Source organism: Adlercreutzia rubneri, from assembly GCF_009755265.1.
Taxonomy (GTDB): Bacteria; Actinomycetota; Coriobacteriia; order Coriobacteriales; family Eggerthellaceae; genus Adlercreutzia; species Adlercreutzia rubneri.
In genome coordinates this window covers 17,140-31,816 of the sequence record NZ_WPOO01000015.1, presented here as the reverse complement: position 1 = coordinate 31,816, position 14,677 = coordinate 17,140, and the positions used below count along the sequence as shown (strand labels likewise).

Sequence of the window (14,677 nt, the reverse complement as noted above, 5' to 3'; positions counted from 1 at the left end):
GGGACCTACTCGTCGTCGGTCTCGAAGACGAGGGAGTCGAAGTCGATCTTGTCGACGACGCCTAGCGTGGATGCGATGGCGCGAGCGAACATGGCGTCGGCGTCTGCGGTGCCGAGCGCGTCGGCGGCAGCGCCGGGCACGGCGATACGGGCAGCTCCGGCATCCTCTCCACCCCCAGCAGCCTCGGCAGCCTCGTCGTCCTCGATCTTCGCTCGACCAGCTGCTATCGCTGCCGCTTCCTCACCGCGCTCCTCCTCCAGGGCGTCCGCGAGCACCTCGGCCGCCGCATCCGTGCCCTGGGCCAGCTCCTCGTCAGTTAGCATGGCCTCGCCGTCGTCGGCCTCGAAGTCCTCCCCCATGAGCGCGCGGGCCATGGTGCGGGCCTGCTCGTCGGAGACAACCGCGTCCTTGCGCGTGGCCGACAACCGCTCCGTGATGAGCCGACGCGTCTCCGCATCGGGCGCGAAATCGGCCAAATCGGGCAGGTCGGCAGGGCTGCGCAGACCAAACTTCTCCAGAAAGCCCCGAGTCGTGCCGTAGAGCACCGGGTTGCCCGGCGCGTCTTCTGTACCCACCTCGCGCACGAGCCCCTTCTCCACCAGCGAGTTGATGGAACTATCGGAGTTCACGCCGCGTACCGAGGCCACCCCGGCACGGGTCACCGGCTGGGTATAGGCCACGATGGCCAGCGTCTCCATGGCCGCCGCGGAAAGCTTGCGCGTGTCCCAGGACAGCACGTACTTCTCGATGAGCTCGTGGTAGGCCGGATGCGTGAACAAACGCCAGCCGCCGGCCACTTCGCGCAGCTGGATGCCGGAGCCGCGGGCCTCCAGATCGTCCCGTAGCCGCACGAGCGCCGCCTCCACTGCGCCCACCTCGCACTCGAGCATCTCGGCAAGCGCGATGGTACCCACGGGCTCGTCGGTCACGAAGAGCATCGCCTCCAGGGCGCCCGCCAGCTGGTCTTCCTGCAATCCTTGAAACATGTGCCTCTACTCCTCCCCCACCGACGTGAGGGCGTCGTCGCCTTCCAAACGCAAATCGCCCGAACCCTCGATGTAGTCGATCGCGATATCGCCGAACAGCTCGTCCTGCTCGAGCCTCACCATGACGCGCTTGTACAGCTCGAGGATGGCCAGAAACGTCACTACCGCCACATCCTTGGGGGTGCCCGGGCCCACAAGCTGCGAGAAACGCAGGTGCTTGGCCGTGCGAATGCGCTGATGAATGGCGCGCACGTGCACCTCCACGGGAATGGGCTTGGCGGCAATGTGCTCGCTTTCCAGCAGGAACACCTCGCGGCGGGCCAGGGCCGCGGCCGCCTGGTAGGCCAGCGCGTCCAGCGACACCCCTTCCAGGAAGTCGGGCATGAGGCCGAGGAAGTCGGCATCGGGGCCGAAGGGGCGCGTGTGCATGCGACCCTCGGCTATGAAGCGGTTGTGGAGCACCGCGGCGGCGTTCTTGAACTTCTTGTATTCCATGAGGCGCTCGACCAGCATATCGCGGGCCTCGGAAGGCGCGAGCTCCGCCAAGTCGTCGTCAAGCTCGTCGCGCTCGCGCGGGATGAGGCTTTGGGCCTTGATCTCGAGCAGCGTAGAGGCCACCAGCAAAAAGTCGCTCGCCACGTCCAGATCGAGGGTCTCCATGCGCGACACCTCGGCGAGGTACTGGTCGGCGATCTCGGTGATGGAGATAGCGCCGATATCCACCTTCTGGCGGCTCACGAGGTAAAGCAGCAGGTCGAAGGGGCCCTCGAAGCTGTCGATGCGGACTTTGTAGGACATGGGCGGCGCCGTCTCTTAGGAGAAAAACGGCGGGAACATGAAATCGAACAGATTGCCGGCCGTGACCCCCAGATACCACGAGAACGGGTTGAAGTTGAACACGTAGGGCAGCACCACGATGGCGATCATGAACACGGGGAAGGCGTACTGCTGGATCTGGTAGTACTTCGGCAGGTACTTCGGCGGCAGCAGGATGGCGAAGATGGAGGAGCCGTCCAGCGGCGGAATAGGCAGCAGGTTGAAGAACATAAGGTACAGGTTGATGAGAGCGAACGTGGGCAAGAACATCACGTAGAAGTAGGCGAACAGCTCGTTGTTGGCGAAGGCGGGGTTGGCGACGAGCCCCGAGCAGCCCCAGGCCACCGCTGCGGCGAGCGCGGCCATGGCGAGGTTGGCGGACGGGCCGGCCAAGCCCACGATGACGTCGTCGCGGCGCGGGTCCTTGAAGTAGCGCGGATTGTAGGGCACCGGCTTCGCGTAGCCGAACACCGGCCAGCCCATGACCATGAGCAGAAGCGGCAGAATGACCGTGCCGAAGGGGTCGATGTGCTTGAGCGGGTTCAGCGAAAGGCGTCCGGAGCGCTTAGCCGTGGGATCGCCCAGCTTGTAGGCCGCAAAGCCGTGGGCCACCTCATGCAGCACGAGGGCCGGGATGAAGCTCAGCACCGAGCAGATGATGTAGGGAATGTTAACCATAGCGCATAAGTGTAGCGCACCGCGCGCCCTCATCATCGCGCCGCTTTCCAAACCCACAGAAACCGCCGATGAACGACAGCGGGCCCCGCGACGGAGGGAGGGGGACGTCGCGGGGCTCAAAAGAGGAGGGGCGCAGGGATCTTAGGCGGCAGCGGCGGCCGAGGCGCCGGCGATGCGGCCGAACACGATCAGATCGGTGTAGGAGTTGCCGCCCAGGCGGTTGGCCCCCTGCACGCCGCCGGTCACCTCGCCAGCGGCGAACAGGCCGGGAATGGCCTCGCCCGCAGCGGTGAGCACCTGCGCCTCGGGACTAATGCACACGCCGCCCATGGTGTAGTGGATGGTCGGGATGCGCTTGGAGGCGTAGAAGGAGGGATCGGACACCGCGTCGCCCAAAAGTTCCTTGCCGGGCGCGATCTGCGTGTCCTTGCCGGCGGCCACGCAGGCGTTGTAGCCCTCGATGGTCTCGGCGAGCGTCGAGGGATCCACGCCGATCTGGGTCGCCAAGTCCTCGATGGTGTCGGCCTTGAAGCTGTGGCCCTTCGCCACCAGGTCGGCGATCTCCTCCAAGCGGTCGTCCTTGATGTTCGTGGAATCCACCAGAAGCCACATCTCGTCGTTCGGCTGCTCCAGGATGGCATCGGCGATGGTGTCGCGGCGCTCGTCCTCGCGGACGAAGCGGACGGCATCGTCGTTGACCATCACGTAGTCCTCCACACCCAGCCAGTTGCCCACGAAGGTGGCCACGCCGCCGTTCTGCGGGTCGCCCAAGGGGTGAATCTGCACGAGTTCCATGTTGCGCAGCCCCGCGCCGGCGGCCTCGGCCAAAGCCAGGCCGTCGCCGGTGGAGGAGCACACGTTAGAGGAGGGCATCGATTCGGTCACGCGCTTGTCGTACTGCATGGCGAGCTCCGCGTTGCGGGAATAGCCGCCCGTGGCGAGCACCACGGACTTTCCGCGCACTTCCACGGCCTCGCCGGAGGACGGACGGGTGCCGCGCACGCCTACGACCGCGCCGCCTTCCACGATGAGCTCTTCGATCTTCGCATCGGTGTACAGGGTGAAGTTGCCCGTGGCCTGGGCGGCGTCCATCAGGCAGGAGACGTAGTAGCTGCCGCCCTGCTCGCCCTTGCGCTCGACCTCGACCGCGTGCCCGCGCTGCCACAGGCCGCCGATGGCCGTGAAGACCTCCTTCTCGTAGACAAGGCCGTGGTCTTCCATCCAGTGCACGGCGTCCAGCGCGTTGTCGGCGAGGATGCGCACGAGGGCCGGGTCGCCCGCCGAGTCGCCGCCCTCGAAGGTCTGGGTGTAGTAGAAGTCCGGCGAGTCCTCGATGCCCATGGGCTCCTGGCGCTCCGGATCCGGCGCGTTCAGCGTGCCCTCGCCGGCGTTGGTGTTGCCACCGTAGATGTCCATCTTCTCAAGCATGACGACGGACTTGCCCGCCTCGGCGGCCGTCACGGCGGCGGCCAGCGCCGCGCCGCCGGAGCCGATGACGACCACGTCGGCCTCATCGCTTATGGGCTCGGCAGCGTTCACGGAGGCGTCGCCCTTCATGATGGCGCGCATGTCGGCGCCCGCGGCCTCGGCGCACTCGGCCACGGCCGTGGCGAAGGCCATGGAGGTGAGGGTGGCGCCGGTCACGGTATCGACGGAGAGCTTCTGGGTCTCCAGGTAGTTGTCGGTCAGAAGGCGCACGGCGGCATCGCCGATGTTGCGGCTCTCCATGTGGTCGGCCTCGATGGAGGCGACGCGGTCGGCCTCGAAGGTCACCGACACTTTGATCTCGCCGTTGCGGCCCTGAGCGGTCGCCTCGTAGGTGCCGGGAGTGAAGGCCGGCGCGGCATCGCCCGTGGAGGCCGCCGGGGTCTTCGGCGCGCAACCGGAAAGACCGAGCGCGGCGAGCGCCATGGTGGCGAGGCTGCCGCTGATGAACTGGCGGCGGTTCAGCTGGAACTTCTCCGTGATGTTGCGATGGATACGGGCGAGGGCGCGCTGACGACGCGTGAAGGCCTCGATCTCGTTGGGGTTCTGAATCATAGTGCTCATGGTGTCCTCCTCGGGTCTCCCTATGTCCTTGGGCGGTTGAGCCGTCTGCTCGCCGCCGATGAGGCCATCCTAGGGCCCGGCCCGGCGGGCGGACTAGTACACGAACGGTGTGTTTTCGCGGAGAACCCCTATGACACGAAGGGGGTGATACGGACGTTTCCCCAGTTCATTGAGAATACGGGCAAAACCCGAAAGCGTTGTCGAAGGAAAAGGCCGCACCGTGGCGGCCGGGGGGGACGATGCGGGGCGGCATCTCAGTCGCCAAGACCGAGCAAGTCGAGCACCTCTTGCTTGGAGTGAACGCCAAGCTTATGGTAGATGTGCTTCGAATGGGATCGCACGGTGTTCTCGGAAATGAACAGCGTCTCGGCGATATAAGATTTGGAACGGCCCTTCACGAGCATCTGGAGCACCTCCACCTCGCGCACCGTGAGGCCGCACTCGGCGCCGAGGCGCTCGCAGCCCGCATCCAAACTTTCGAAGACCGCAGGCACCGGAGCGGCGACGTCCAGATCGGCGAAGATGCGCCGCTGCGCGAAGGCGCTGTCGTTCAAGGCCAGCACCACCGTCACCGTGACGACATAGGCCAGCACCGTCACGGCAATCGCAGGAGATTCCAACTGCCCGAGGAGCGCGCCCGCCGTCTCGCCCAGGGCCAAGGGTAGCGAGTAGGCGAGCCATCCCGAGGCGAAGATCACGAGGGGCGAGGCCGTGGAATGGTGGGCCACATCGGCGAGCATTGCCCACAGCAGCATGACCACGAGGGTTTGGGCGATACCGGCGCCGAGAAGCAACCAGGGCACGGCCGCGGGGCCGGCCACGGGCAGAAAGAACAGCGCCGCCGCCGTGAACAGCAGCACGGCGCGCCACAGCCCCGAGAAGTTAATGAGCCGCCCGCGCACGAGCACCCACCACAGCATGGCTGCGGCAAGAACGATCTCGACGCCGTGGTGCACAACGGTGAGCGCCACGAAGGGCACGGGGTCGGATTGCACGGGGACACCCTTCACGGCCCCAATGGCAAAGCTGTAGACGGCCACGCCGAAGAGAATCTTCCAGGGAATCGCCGTGGGATTCACCTCGTGGAACATGCGCGGCGCGCGCCCTGCGGGCACGGGGCGGGCATCGGCGCGGCGCGCGAGGGCCACCGAGACGGCCGGAAGCAGCGCCAGCACGATGGCCGCAGCGGGAGCCGGCAGCATATCGAGGGGCACCTTCAACGCGGAACCTACCGCCATGGCGATGAACACGCAGGCGATGACATCTTTGGCTCCCGAGCTGGCGAAGAACGGCGCCCATTGCAGATAGAGCCACGCGACGCCCGCGCCCGCGAGCGCGGCGGCGACCGCATAAAAGATCGAAGCTGAGGGTGATGCTGGGAGCAGCGGCACCACCAAAGCGACGCTGGCAAGCCCCTGCACAACGGCCAAGGGCCACGCGAGGCGCCGGAGACTCGGCACGCACCCCCTCAGCACCAGCATCATAACGACGGCCATCGTCGCCGAAAGGGCCAAATACAAAGGCACGCCCAACGCGACCTCGCCGAGGGCCCCGTCGCTGCGATGGGCGATGCAGTAGATCCATATCTGCGGCGCGCACACCCCGATGTAGGAAATGTCGAAATTGCGCAGCACGGCCGGCCGGCGCTCCTTACCAGCCGCCGCACTGTCCGTCGCGCGGTCCCTCGCCGACCCCTGTTCTCCGATGCCCACATTCCCTCCTTGCGCTACGTCATCTGCGCCATTATACCGACTCGGCTCCCATCTGGGCAAATAGGAGAAAGCGCTAGTCGAGTACCAGCTGCTGGATGTAGACGTCATTGCGCAGGTCCTTGGCATGGGCCGCGTCGATGGAGTCATCGGCGACCATGGCCTTGATGAGCTGCAGCTCGCGGACGAGGGCTTGGGCCTGCACGTCCTCCACAGCGTCATGGGTCTCGCGCATCTGATGGAACTGGTCGGACAGGCTGGGGGCAGCCGAGGAACGTGAGCTCGGGCGATCGTCTGGGCCCTCCTCCATGTCGTCCTCGCTCTCGTCCCACCGCGCCGCTCTGCGGGCGATGTCGTCCAGCTGATCGTAAAGGCCGCGCACCCGAGCGACTTCCGCACGGGCCCGGGCCGCCGCCGCGGGCGATGCCGCGGGCGCGAGATCTTCCAGCATCTCGGCATAGCGGTGCATGACGACGACCGTGGCCGGCTCATCGACAGCGTCGGCGACAGCGCCCTTCACCGCTCCAGTGAGATGCGCATCGGCCTCGATGGAGGCGATCACGCCCAGGGCGAGGTCGATCTCGGCGTCCACCCGATCGCGGGTGCGCTTCGCCGAACGCTTCGAGGGCGTAAGCGCCGGCACCGCGAAATCAGCCAACACCAACGTCAGCACGATCATGCCCGAGGCGATGGAGACGAGCGTGGCCCGGCCCGCGGCAGAAAGCGCCGCACTCGCCGTCAGCGTCAGCATGAGGGAAAGCGTGATGCCGCCCTTGGCGCCGGCCAGTGCCATGGCGAGCGTGCCGCGCAGAGCCTCGGGCGCAAAGCAACTGCGGACGCCGTCGCCCCGAGCGGCCGCAGCCCTCACGTCCATGGCGAGCAGCCACGCGAAGCGCACCCCTTCCAACACGAGAGTCAGCGCCACCACGACGCCCAGCAGCGTCGCTGGATCGCCCAAGCTCCCCTCGGCCGCCGGTTCCAGAAGGCGCGGCAGCTGCATGCCCAGCACGACGAAGATGATCCCGTTCAGCACGAACTCCAAGGTCGTCCACACGCTTTGGGCCTGCAGCTTGGTGCGGGCCGTGGCAGCCGTGTGGCGCTGGGGCAGTAGGGACAGCATAAGCCCCGAAGCCACCACGGCGATGACCGCGCCGATGTGCAGCGATTTCGCCGCCAGATAGATGACGAAGGGCAAAAGCAGCTCCAGCATCACGTGGAGCGTGGGGTTGTCGAGTCCCGTGCGCCGCAGCACCTGCAGAAGGCCCCAAGCAAGAAGCCCCATGACAAGACCGCCGAAGAAGCCGCCGAACAGATCGAGGGCGAACTCCTCGCCCGCGTGCAAAAGCGAGAACGATCCCGTGGCCAGAATCGTCAGGCAGCATTGGAACACCACGGTGCCCGTCACGTCGTTGAACAGGGCCTCGCCCTTGAGCAGCGCCTCGTGACGGCGGCCGAACCGGCGGTCGTGGGTCAGCGCCGTGACGGCCACGGCATCGGTGGATCCCATGGCGCCGCCGAGCGCGCAGGCAGCCGCCAGGGGCACGGCGGGCAAAAGCGCGTGCAACGTCGCCCCGCAGGCAGCAACGATGGCGAAAACAAGCCCCACGGAAAGCGACGCGATGCCCCAGCGGTTTTTCCACAGGGCTCCGGAGTCCACGTGGCGCGACTCGTTGAAGTGCAGAGGCGCGATGAACAGGATGAGCAGCAACTCCGGATCGATGCCCCATTCCAACGGCGTGGGCACCGCCAGCGCGAGCGCGGCGCCGAGGGCGATCTGCACAAGCGGCAGCGACAGCGGCGGCAGGAACTTGTCCAGAATGCTGGAGGCGATGACCGCCGTCAGCAGAAATAGGATCAGCTCGAAGGTCTCCATCTACACCAACCCCGGGAAGCTCCGCTGGGCCAAGGCATCGTAGGCGGCGATGGCGACGGCGTTGGAAAGGTTCAGCGAGCGGGCTCCCTCGCGCATGGGGATGCGGCGACAGCAGTCGGCGAAACGGTCGATGAGCCCTTGGTCGAGCCCGCGGCTTTCGCGCCCGAACAGCAGAAACGCATCCGGCCCGTAGACGACATCGCGGTAGCCGCACGAAGCTTGCCCCGTGAACAGATGCAGCTCATCTTCGCCATGGGCTTCCAGAAACGCCTCGACGCAGGGCCATCGCACCACTTCGACATCATCCCAGTAGTCGCAACCGGCCCGGCGCAAGTTCTTCTCCGTCAGCCGAAACCCCATCGGCTCCACCAAATGCAGCCGCGCCCCCACACACGCGCACGTGCGAGCGATGTTCCCCGTATTCTGAGGAATCTCCGGTTCCACAAGAACAATGTTCAACATTGCAACCCTTTCATAGTTGGTAGAGCAGGTTCGAGATGCGGGGTGCCGTTCACCAAGCGAGTTCCGCAGCGAACGGAAATGCCCAGTGGGCATTTCCGCCGAGCGAGGACTGTCTGAGCGACTGAACGGTACCCCGCAGCCCGAACCGGAGGGATCCCCTAAGCCCGCTCCTGTTGGCGGGCCATTTCGGCTTCCAGCTCCTCAGTGAGGGTGAACCACTCCTCCTCGGCGGCGGCCAGGCGCTGCTTCAGTTTGGCATGCTCGGCGATGGCGTCGGAGGAGGCATCCTCGTTCACGTAGAAGTCGGGGTCGGCCATCATGGCAAGCAGCTCCTCCATGCGGGCGTTGTCTCGCTCCATCTGCTCGTCCAGCTGGGCGATGCGCTTGCGGTGGTTCTTCAGGGCCGCGTAGGCGCGGTTGCGGGCCTCGGCCTCGCGGCGCTTCTGCTCCTTGGTCTTCGGCGCGCTGCCTTTGGGCGCGGTGAGCTGCACATCACCGCCCTTGGGGGCCGGCGTGACCCCGGAGCCCTTGACAGCTGCGGAGGACTGACCGAGGTCAGCCCCTACGGAACCATCCCGAGCAGCCGTCGAGCTCGAGCCTTGGCGGTCGCGGCGGCGGTTCACGGTGATCTTCGTGGGGGCCGCCGCACCAGCGCGGCGCTTCTCGGGGGCCGCGCCGCTCCCCTTCCCGTGGATGCCCGCATCGGCCAGGGCCTCGTCCACCACCGAGCGGTCGGCGTCCACGTCGCCATCGAGCTGGCCCGACTTGTACAGGTAGTAGTCGTAGTCGCCCTCGTAGTTGGTGATCTGGCCGTCCTTCACCTCCACGATGCGGTTGGCCACCCCGCGAATGAGGTGCCGGTCGTGGGTGATGAACAGGATGGTGCCGTCGAAGTGCTGCAGGGCCTGCTCAAGCACGTCGGCGCTGGAGATGTCCAGATGGTTGGTCGGCTCGTCCAAGCACAGCAGGGGCTTGGGGGCCACGAGCATCTTCGCCAGGGCAAGCCGCCCCTTCTCGCCGCCGGAGAGCACCGACACTTTCTTGTCCACGGCGTCCCCCGTGAACAGAAACGCGCCCAGCAGGCTGCGCACCTGGGAGATGGACCAGCCGGGCGCGGCATGATCCAGCTCCTCGAAGACGGTGTTGCCCGCGTGCAGCTCTTCCAGCTGGTGCTGGGCGTAGTAGGTGAGATCGACGTTCACGCCATAGTCGATGGTGCCCGCATCGGGCTTTTCCACCCCGGCGATCATCTTCAAGAGCGTGGATTTGCCCGCGCCGTTGGGGCCCACGAGCGCCACCTTGTCGCCGCGGTACATCGTGAAGTCGATGCCGTCGTACACCGTGTGGTCGCCGTAGCGCTTCACGAGGCCGCGCGCCCGCACCACCTCATCTCCCGTGCGCGGCGGCTGCACGAAGTTGAAGTGCACCGTCTTCTTCTCCTCGGGGATGACCGGCAGCGTCTCCTTGATCTTCTCGATGCGCCGCTCGCGCTCCTGGGCCTGCTTGGCCTTGGTGGCCTTGTAGCGGAAGCGGTCGACGAAGGCTTGCAGGTGCGCGATCTCCTCCAACGATTTCGCACGCTCTGCCTTGATGCGCTCCAAGCGCTCCTCGCGTGCCACCAGGTATTTCGAGTAGTTGCCCTTGTACAGGTTCACTTCCCCGTTGTCGATTTCCGCCACGCGGTCTACCATGTTGTCCATGAAGGCGCGGTCGTGGGAGACGACGATGACCGTGCCGGCATACCCGCGCAGAAAGCCCTCGAGCCACTTCACCGATTCCAAGTCCAGGTGGTTCGTCGGCTCGTCGAGCAAGAGCACCTCGGGATTGCGGATGAGCAGTTTCGCCAGCGCGATGCGCATCTGCCAACCGCCGGAGAACTCGGTGGTGGAGCGGGTCATGTCGCGCTCGGTGAAGCCGAGGCCGAACAACACGCTTCGCACCTTCGACTCCAGAGAGTAGCCGCCGAGCATCTCGTAGGCATCCCGCGCCCGGCCCACGGCCGCCAGCTGCGCTTCCGTGGGGTTCGCGCCCAGTTCCGCCTCCAGCTTGTGCAGGCGCTGCTCGGCTTCGAGCACCTCGGTTTGCGACGAGATGACCTCTTCGAAGACGGGGAGGTCGCCCATCTCGATGGCCTCCTGCTCAAGATAGCCCACGCGCGCGCCCTTGGCGAAGAGCACGCGGCCCTCGTCCGGATCGTCCTCGCCGGAGATGATGTTGAGCAGTGTCGTCTTGCCCGCGCCGTTAGGGCCCACAAGCGCCAGCCGGTCGTACTCTTCCAAGCGGAACGTCACGTCGTGGAACAGCGTGCGACCGCCGTAGGATTTCGAAAGATGTTCAGTTTGCAGGACCATAAGCGCTTCCCGAATCAGTCGTCGAGGGACGACGCCAAGCCGCCCCGCTTTTGCCAACTGCATAGTGTAACGCATCCGAGAAACGATGCGCCCCGCTATGCCTTCCGGTACTTCTGAAAACGGCTGTTGGGCTTATCGGGAACCGTCCGCACCCCCTCATGCCTCAACCAATTCGAAGGCCTTCCGGTAGACGGGCTCCGCCTCCCAGCCCTTCGCCTCCACTTCTTCCAGGGTGAGCCATGCGAAGGACTCGTGCTCATGGCTCAGGCGCACGTCGCCGGAGCGCCAGCGGCAAACGAAGTCGACGCCGAGAATCCGTCGCCCCGGGGCGCGCAACGTCCAGGCGTCGAAGGGCTCGCCGACCTCGATCTCCAGACCGGTCTCCTCGCGCACCTCGCGCACCAGCGCCTCCTGCCAGCTCTCGCCCGCTTCCACACATCCCCCCGGAAGATCCTCCTCGAGATCGGGCGCGATGCTGAGACGGCGCGCCGCATCGGGCTTGAACAGGAACAGCATGCGGCCGTCCTTGAAGATGCAGCCTTTTACCGCAACGCGCTCCCTCGGCCTCGACGCCGCGGCTTGATCGAACCCATCAGTATCATATTGCGCGTGCCCCACGGCCGCCTCCTCGAGTAGGTTATTCCAAACACCTCCGTACCATAGCAGAGAGCCCCGCGATTCCTGCGCACGACCTCCTTCGGTTCACGAAGTGCTGCTTTTCTGCACGAGATCTCGAGTTATAAGCGTCTAGAAAAGACAGAATTAACGAATAGCGATATCCCCAGCATCTAATGAAGCAGTTTCCGAGAGAACAGACGCTTACAACTCGAGATTTGCTGCATTTTGCCGGCGGTTCGCCGACCGGAGCCGCCTACAGCTCGTCGACCGAAGCCGTCTACAGCTCCCCGATCTTATCGACTGCGAAAAACGCCATCCATAGAAAGCTAACATCGCGATCGGAATACGAGGCGACGAGGAACGAAACCAGAAGACGGTCGCAAGGAGCGTCGTCCGGGCCAAGAATCAAACCCGACAAGGAGCGCCGCCCGGGCCAAGAATCAAACCCGAGAGAACGCCTTCGGAACCGGAACGGCGGCGCCCAAGCACGCAGCGGCAAGGACGAAGACAACGGCTTTCGCGGGAAAGCACAGGATGAGCAGCAAGGCCACCATTAGCGGCTGGCGCATAGCGGCGCCCAGAAGGGCCGCCGTGCTGACAGAGAGCGCGAAGACCGGGTCGATGCCAAAGAGCCCGGCGGCGGCATAGCCGATGGCGATCCCCGAGAAGATGAGCGGGAAAAAGTGGCCGCCGCGCCAACCGAGTCCGAGGCACACCTGGCTGGCCAGCACCTTGAGAAACCCCGTCGCGAGCAAGACCCCAGCACCGAGGGCCGTCCACTGCTGCGCCAGCATCTCGGTCTGGGCCTCGCCGGCGAACAGGGTAAAGGGGAGGAAGATCCCGAGAACTCCCAGTATCGCGCCGGCAACGACCGCCTTCACTACGACGCGATCGCCGAGCCGCGCGGACAGCTTGCCCACGGCCCAGCCGAAGCCATGAAAGAGCCAGCCGGCGCAGGCGCCGAGCGCGACGACGGGAAGTGCCCAGGCGAGTTCGGATGTCCCCACGGCCATGGCGGAGAAGTGCGGCAGCCCCGAACCGCCGCCAGCCACCTCGTTGAGCAGCATGAACGCCCCCAGCGCCCCGGCCACGGAGAGTAGGTACACCGCCGTTTTGACCGGTTTGGAAACCTGGGGCGCGGAAACCACGGTCGCAGCGGACGCGCCGCCCCCATGCCGACGCCCGTCGGCATCGTCCGCATAGCCGAACAGCGGCGCCGCCAGGCCGAACAACGGGGCCGAGAAGATCGTCGACAGAATGGCCGCCGTGCCCGCGTTCGCCAGCTCGCGCATCTCGGCGCCCACGAACTTGAGTCGGTCCCCCACCCAGCTGCAAAGCCCCGCCACCACGCCGGTGAGGCCGGCCTCGGGCCCGATGCTGCCGCCAAACAAAAGCGGCAGAAGCGCGCCAACGAACATAGCGCCCAGATGCCGATACTCATAGCGCCCGGTTTTCTTCACCTCGGCGAGCACCGTGTTCATATCATCGGGGTACGGCCCCACGTTCTTTTGAAACAATCCAATGGCAACGCCGCCCACAACGCAGAAGGCAAGCGGGTACACGACAGCGGGCATCCCTATCGCCGCCAGCCACGCCGGCGCCTTCACCCACAAAAGATCGAGGCCCGCGTTCATGAGAAAGAAGAACGCCCAGCAAAACGCCCCGGCGCAAGCTCCGAGCATCACGGTCACCACAGCAAACGCAATCCGTTTCACGACGGCTTCCTTTCCCGGGCGAAAAGCTCTTTGGATACGAAAAAGGCCCCTCCGAGGAGGGGCCTGCTGTTTATGGTGGTCGCTACAGGATTTGAACCTGTGACCCCCGCCGTGTGAAGGCGATGCTCTCCCGCTGAGCCAAGCGACCGAAGGGTTTTCGCAATTCACTGGGTGACTTGCGACGGCTGTATATACTACACGGATTCCGCGGCGCGCGCAAGGGGGAATCTTGTATACTATCCCAACATATTCACAATTCCACCGTTTGGCGGCTCTTCCCGCGCTTTCAGTGCCGAAGCCGCCCACCCTGAAACGGCGCACGAGAAAGAGAGGATCCGCCCCCATGGCAAGCGATTTGACGAGTGACACCTTCCTCGCCTCCAAGAAGATCAGCGACGAGATCAAGGCCGATCTGGCCGTACACCCCGAGAAATACACCATGCTCACGGGCGACCGCCCCACGGGGCGCTTGCACATGGGCCACTACTTCGGCACCATCCGCGAGCGCGTCGCCTTGCAGAACGCCGGCGTCACCACCCGCATCATCATCGCCGACTACCAGGTCATCACCGACCGTGACACCACGGCCAACATCGCCGACAACGTGCACAACATGGTCATCGATTATCTGGCCTGCGGCATCGATCCGGAGAAGACCATCATCTTCACCCACTCCGCCGTGCCCGCCCTAAACCAGCTCATGCTCCCCTTCCTGTCGCTCGTCACCGAATCCGAGCTCATGCGCAACCCCACAGTGAAGGCCGAGCAGGAGGCCTCGGGCCACGCGCTCACGGGGCTGCTCCTCAGCTACCCGGTGCACCAGGCCTGCGACATCCTGTTCTGCAAGGGCAACGTCGTGCCCGTCGGCAAGGACCAGCTGCCCCACATCGAGCAGACCCGCCAGATCGCCCGCCGCTTCAACGAACGCTATGGACAGGTGTTCCCCGAGCCCCACGGACTTCTCACCGACGCGGTTGAGATCCCCGGCCTCGACGGCCGCAAGATGTCGAAGAGCTACGGCAACGCCATCGCCCTGTCGGCCACGGAGGAGGAGACCGCCAAGCTCATCAAGAAATCCAAGACCGACTCCGAGCGCATGATCACCTTCGACAAGGAGAACCGCCCCGGCGTGTCGGCCCTGCTGACCACGGCGGCGCTCACCACCGGCCGCACCGAACAGGACATCGCGGCGGAGATCGGCAACGACGGCGCCGGCGCCCTCAAGCGCTACGTGACCGAGTCGGTGAACGCGTATCTGGCCCCCATCCGCGAGCGTCGCCGCGAACTGGAAGGCCAGCCGGAGATGGTGCGCGAGATCCTGCATGAGGGCAACCGCCGCGCTAACGAGATCGCCAACACCACCTTGGACGAGGTGCGCGAGGCCATGGGCATGGTGTACTAGCCGCCGCGGGCAAGCTTA

Annotated in this window: 11 protein-coding genes and 1 tRNA gene; 1 reads left to right on the top strand and 11 read right to left on the bottom strand. The window is 65.5% G+C overall.

Translation table 11 applies throughout. The annotated features are described in order from the left end of the window. Positions 1 to 5: 5 nt before the first annotated feature. The 11 genes from scpB to GO707_RS08760 form a co-directional block, all read right to left on the bottom strand. The gene (gene scpB / locus GO707_RS08810; protein WP_198161063.1) at positions 6 to 986 is read right to left on the bottom strand and encodes an SMC-Scp complex subunit ScpB; all 981 of its coding nucleotides are present in this window, start codon (positions 984 to 986) and stop codon (positions 6 to 8) included. 6 nt (positions 987 to 992) lie between these two features. After that, positions 993 to 1,784 (bottom strand): segregation and condensation protein A, encoded by a 792-nt coding sequence (locus GO707_RS08805; RefSeq protein WP_022739663.1) that lies wholly within the window; start codon positions 1,782 to 1,784, stop codon positions 993 to 995. A 15-nt stretch (positions 1,785 to 1,799) separates the two neighbouring features. Next, positions 1,800 to 2,480, bottom strand: a complete 681-nt coding sequence (locus GO707_RS08800) for a site-2 protease family protein (RefSeq protein WP_157012817.1) — start codon at positions 2,478 to 2,480, stop codon at positions 1,800 to 1,802. 141 nt (positions 2,481 to 2,621) lie between these two features. Beyond that, entirely contained in the window at positions 2,622 to 4,529 is a 1,908-nt protein-coding gene (locus tag GO707_RS08795) for a flavocytochrome c (RefSeq protein WP_232325747.1), read from the bottom strand. A 254-nt stretch (positions 4,530 to 4,783) separates the two neighbouring features. After that, on the bottom strand, positions 4,784 to 6,241 hold the full coding sequence (locus tag GO707_RS08790) for a helix-turn-helix domain-containing protein (RefSeq protein ID WP_306506396.1): 1,458 nt from the start codon (positions 6,239 to 6,241) through the stop codon (positions 4,784 to 4,786). A 73-nt stretch (positions 6,242 to 6,314) separates the two neighbouring features. Further along, positions 6,315 to 8,111, bottom strand: coding sequence for a cation:proton antiporter (locus GO707_RS08785; protein WP_157012815.1), 1,797 nt, complete (start codon positions 8,109 to 8,111; stop codon positions 6,315 to 6,317). After that, positions 8,112 to 8,573: a tRNA (cytidine(34)-2'-O)-methyltransferase gene (locus GO707_RS08780; RefSeq protein WP_157012814.1), complete on the bottom strand. Its 462-nt coding sequence runs from the start codon at positions 8,571 to 8,573 to the stop codon at positions 8,112 to 8,114. Positions 8,574 to 8,731: 158 nt separating this feature from the next. Further along, complete coding sequence (locus tag GO707_RS08775) at positions 8,732 to 10,924, bottom strand: ABC-F family ATP-binding cassette domain-containing protein (protein ID WP_157012813.1); 2,193 nt, start codon at positions 10,922 to 10,924, stop codon at positions 8,732 to 8,734. Between the two features lie 156 nt (positions 10,925 to 11,080). After that, positions 11,081 to 11,542: an NUDIX domain-containing protein gene (locus tag GO707_RS08770; protein WP_157012812.1), complete on the bottom strand. Its 462-nt coding sequence runs from the start codon at positions 11,540 to 11,542 to the stop codon at positions 11,081 to 11,083. 440 nt (positions 11,543 to 11,982) lie between these two features. Next, complete coding sequence (locus GO707_RS08765) at positions 11,983 to 13,257, bottom strand: chloride channel protein (protein ID WP_227070169.1); 1,275 nt, start codon at positions 13,255 to 13,257, stop codon at positions 11,983 to 11,985. A gap of 73 nt (positions 13,258 to 13,330) precedes the next feature. Continuing rightward, a tRNA-Val gene (locus GO707_RS08760) sits at positions 13,331 to 13,405 on the bottom strand. A 195-nt stretch (positions 13,406 to 13,600) separates the two neighbouring features. Here GO707_RS08760 and trpS point away from each other — a divergent pair. Next, positions 13,601 to 14,659: a tryptophan--tRNA ligase gene (gene trpS, locus GO707_RS08755; RefSeq protein ID WP_157012811.1), complete on the top strand. Its 1,059-nt coding sequence runs from the start codon at positions 13,601 to 13,603 to the stop codon at positions 14,657 to 14,659. The last annotated feature ends 18 nt before the right edge of the window (positions 14,660 to 14,677 follow it).

Excerpts from the sequence above, each read along its gene's own strand:
- scpB (WP_198161063.1), bottom strand. The coding sequence starts at position 986 with ATGTTTCAAGGATTGCAGGAAGACCAGCTGGCGGGCGCCCTGGAGGCG.
- GO707_RS08805 (WP_022739663.1), bottom strand. The coding sequence starts at position 1,784 with ATGTCCTACAAAGTCCGCATCGACAGCTTCGAGGGCCCCTTCGACCTG.
- GO707_RS08800 (WP_157012817.1), bottom strand. The coding sequence starts at position 2,480 with ATGGTTAACATTCCCTACATCATCTGCTCGGTGCTGAGCTTCATCCCG.
- GO707_RS08795 (WP_232325747.1), bottom strand. The coding sequence starts at position 4,529 with ATGAGCACTATGATTCAGAACCCCAACGAGATCGAGGCCTTCACGCGT.
- GO707_RS08785 (WP_157012815.1), bottom strand. The coding sequence starts at position 8,111 with ATGGAGACCTTCGAGCTGATCCTATTTCTGCTGACGGCGGTCATCGCC.
- GO707_RS08780 (WP_157012814.1), bottom strand. The coding sequence starts at position 8,573 with ATGTTGAACATTGTTCTTGTGGAACCGGAGATTCCTCAGAATACGGGG.
- GO707_RS08775 (WP_157012813.1), bottom strand. The coding sequence starts at position 10,924 with ATGGTCCTGCAAACTGAACATCTTTCGAAATCCTACGGCGGTCGCACG.
- trpS (WP_157012811.1), top strand. The coding sequence starts at position 13,601 with ATGGCAAGCGATTTGACGAGTGACACCTTCCTCGCCTCCAAGAAGATC.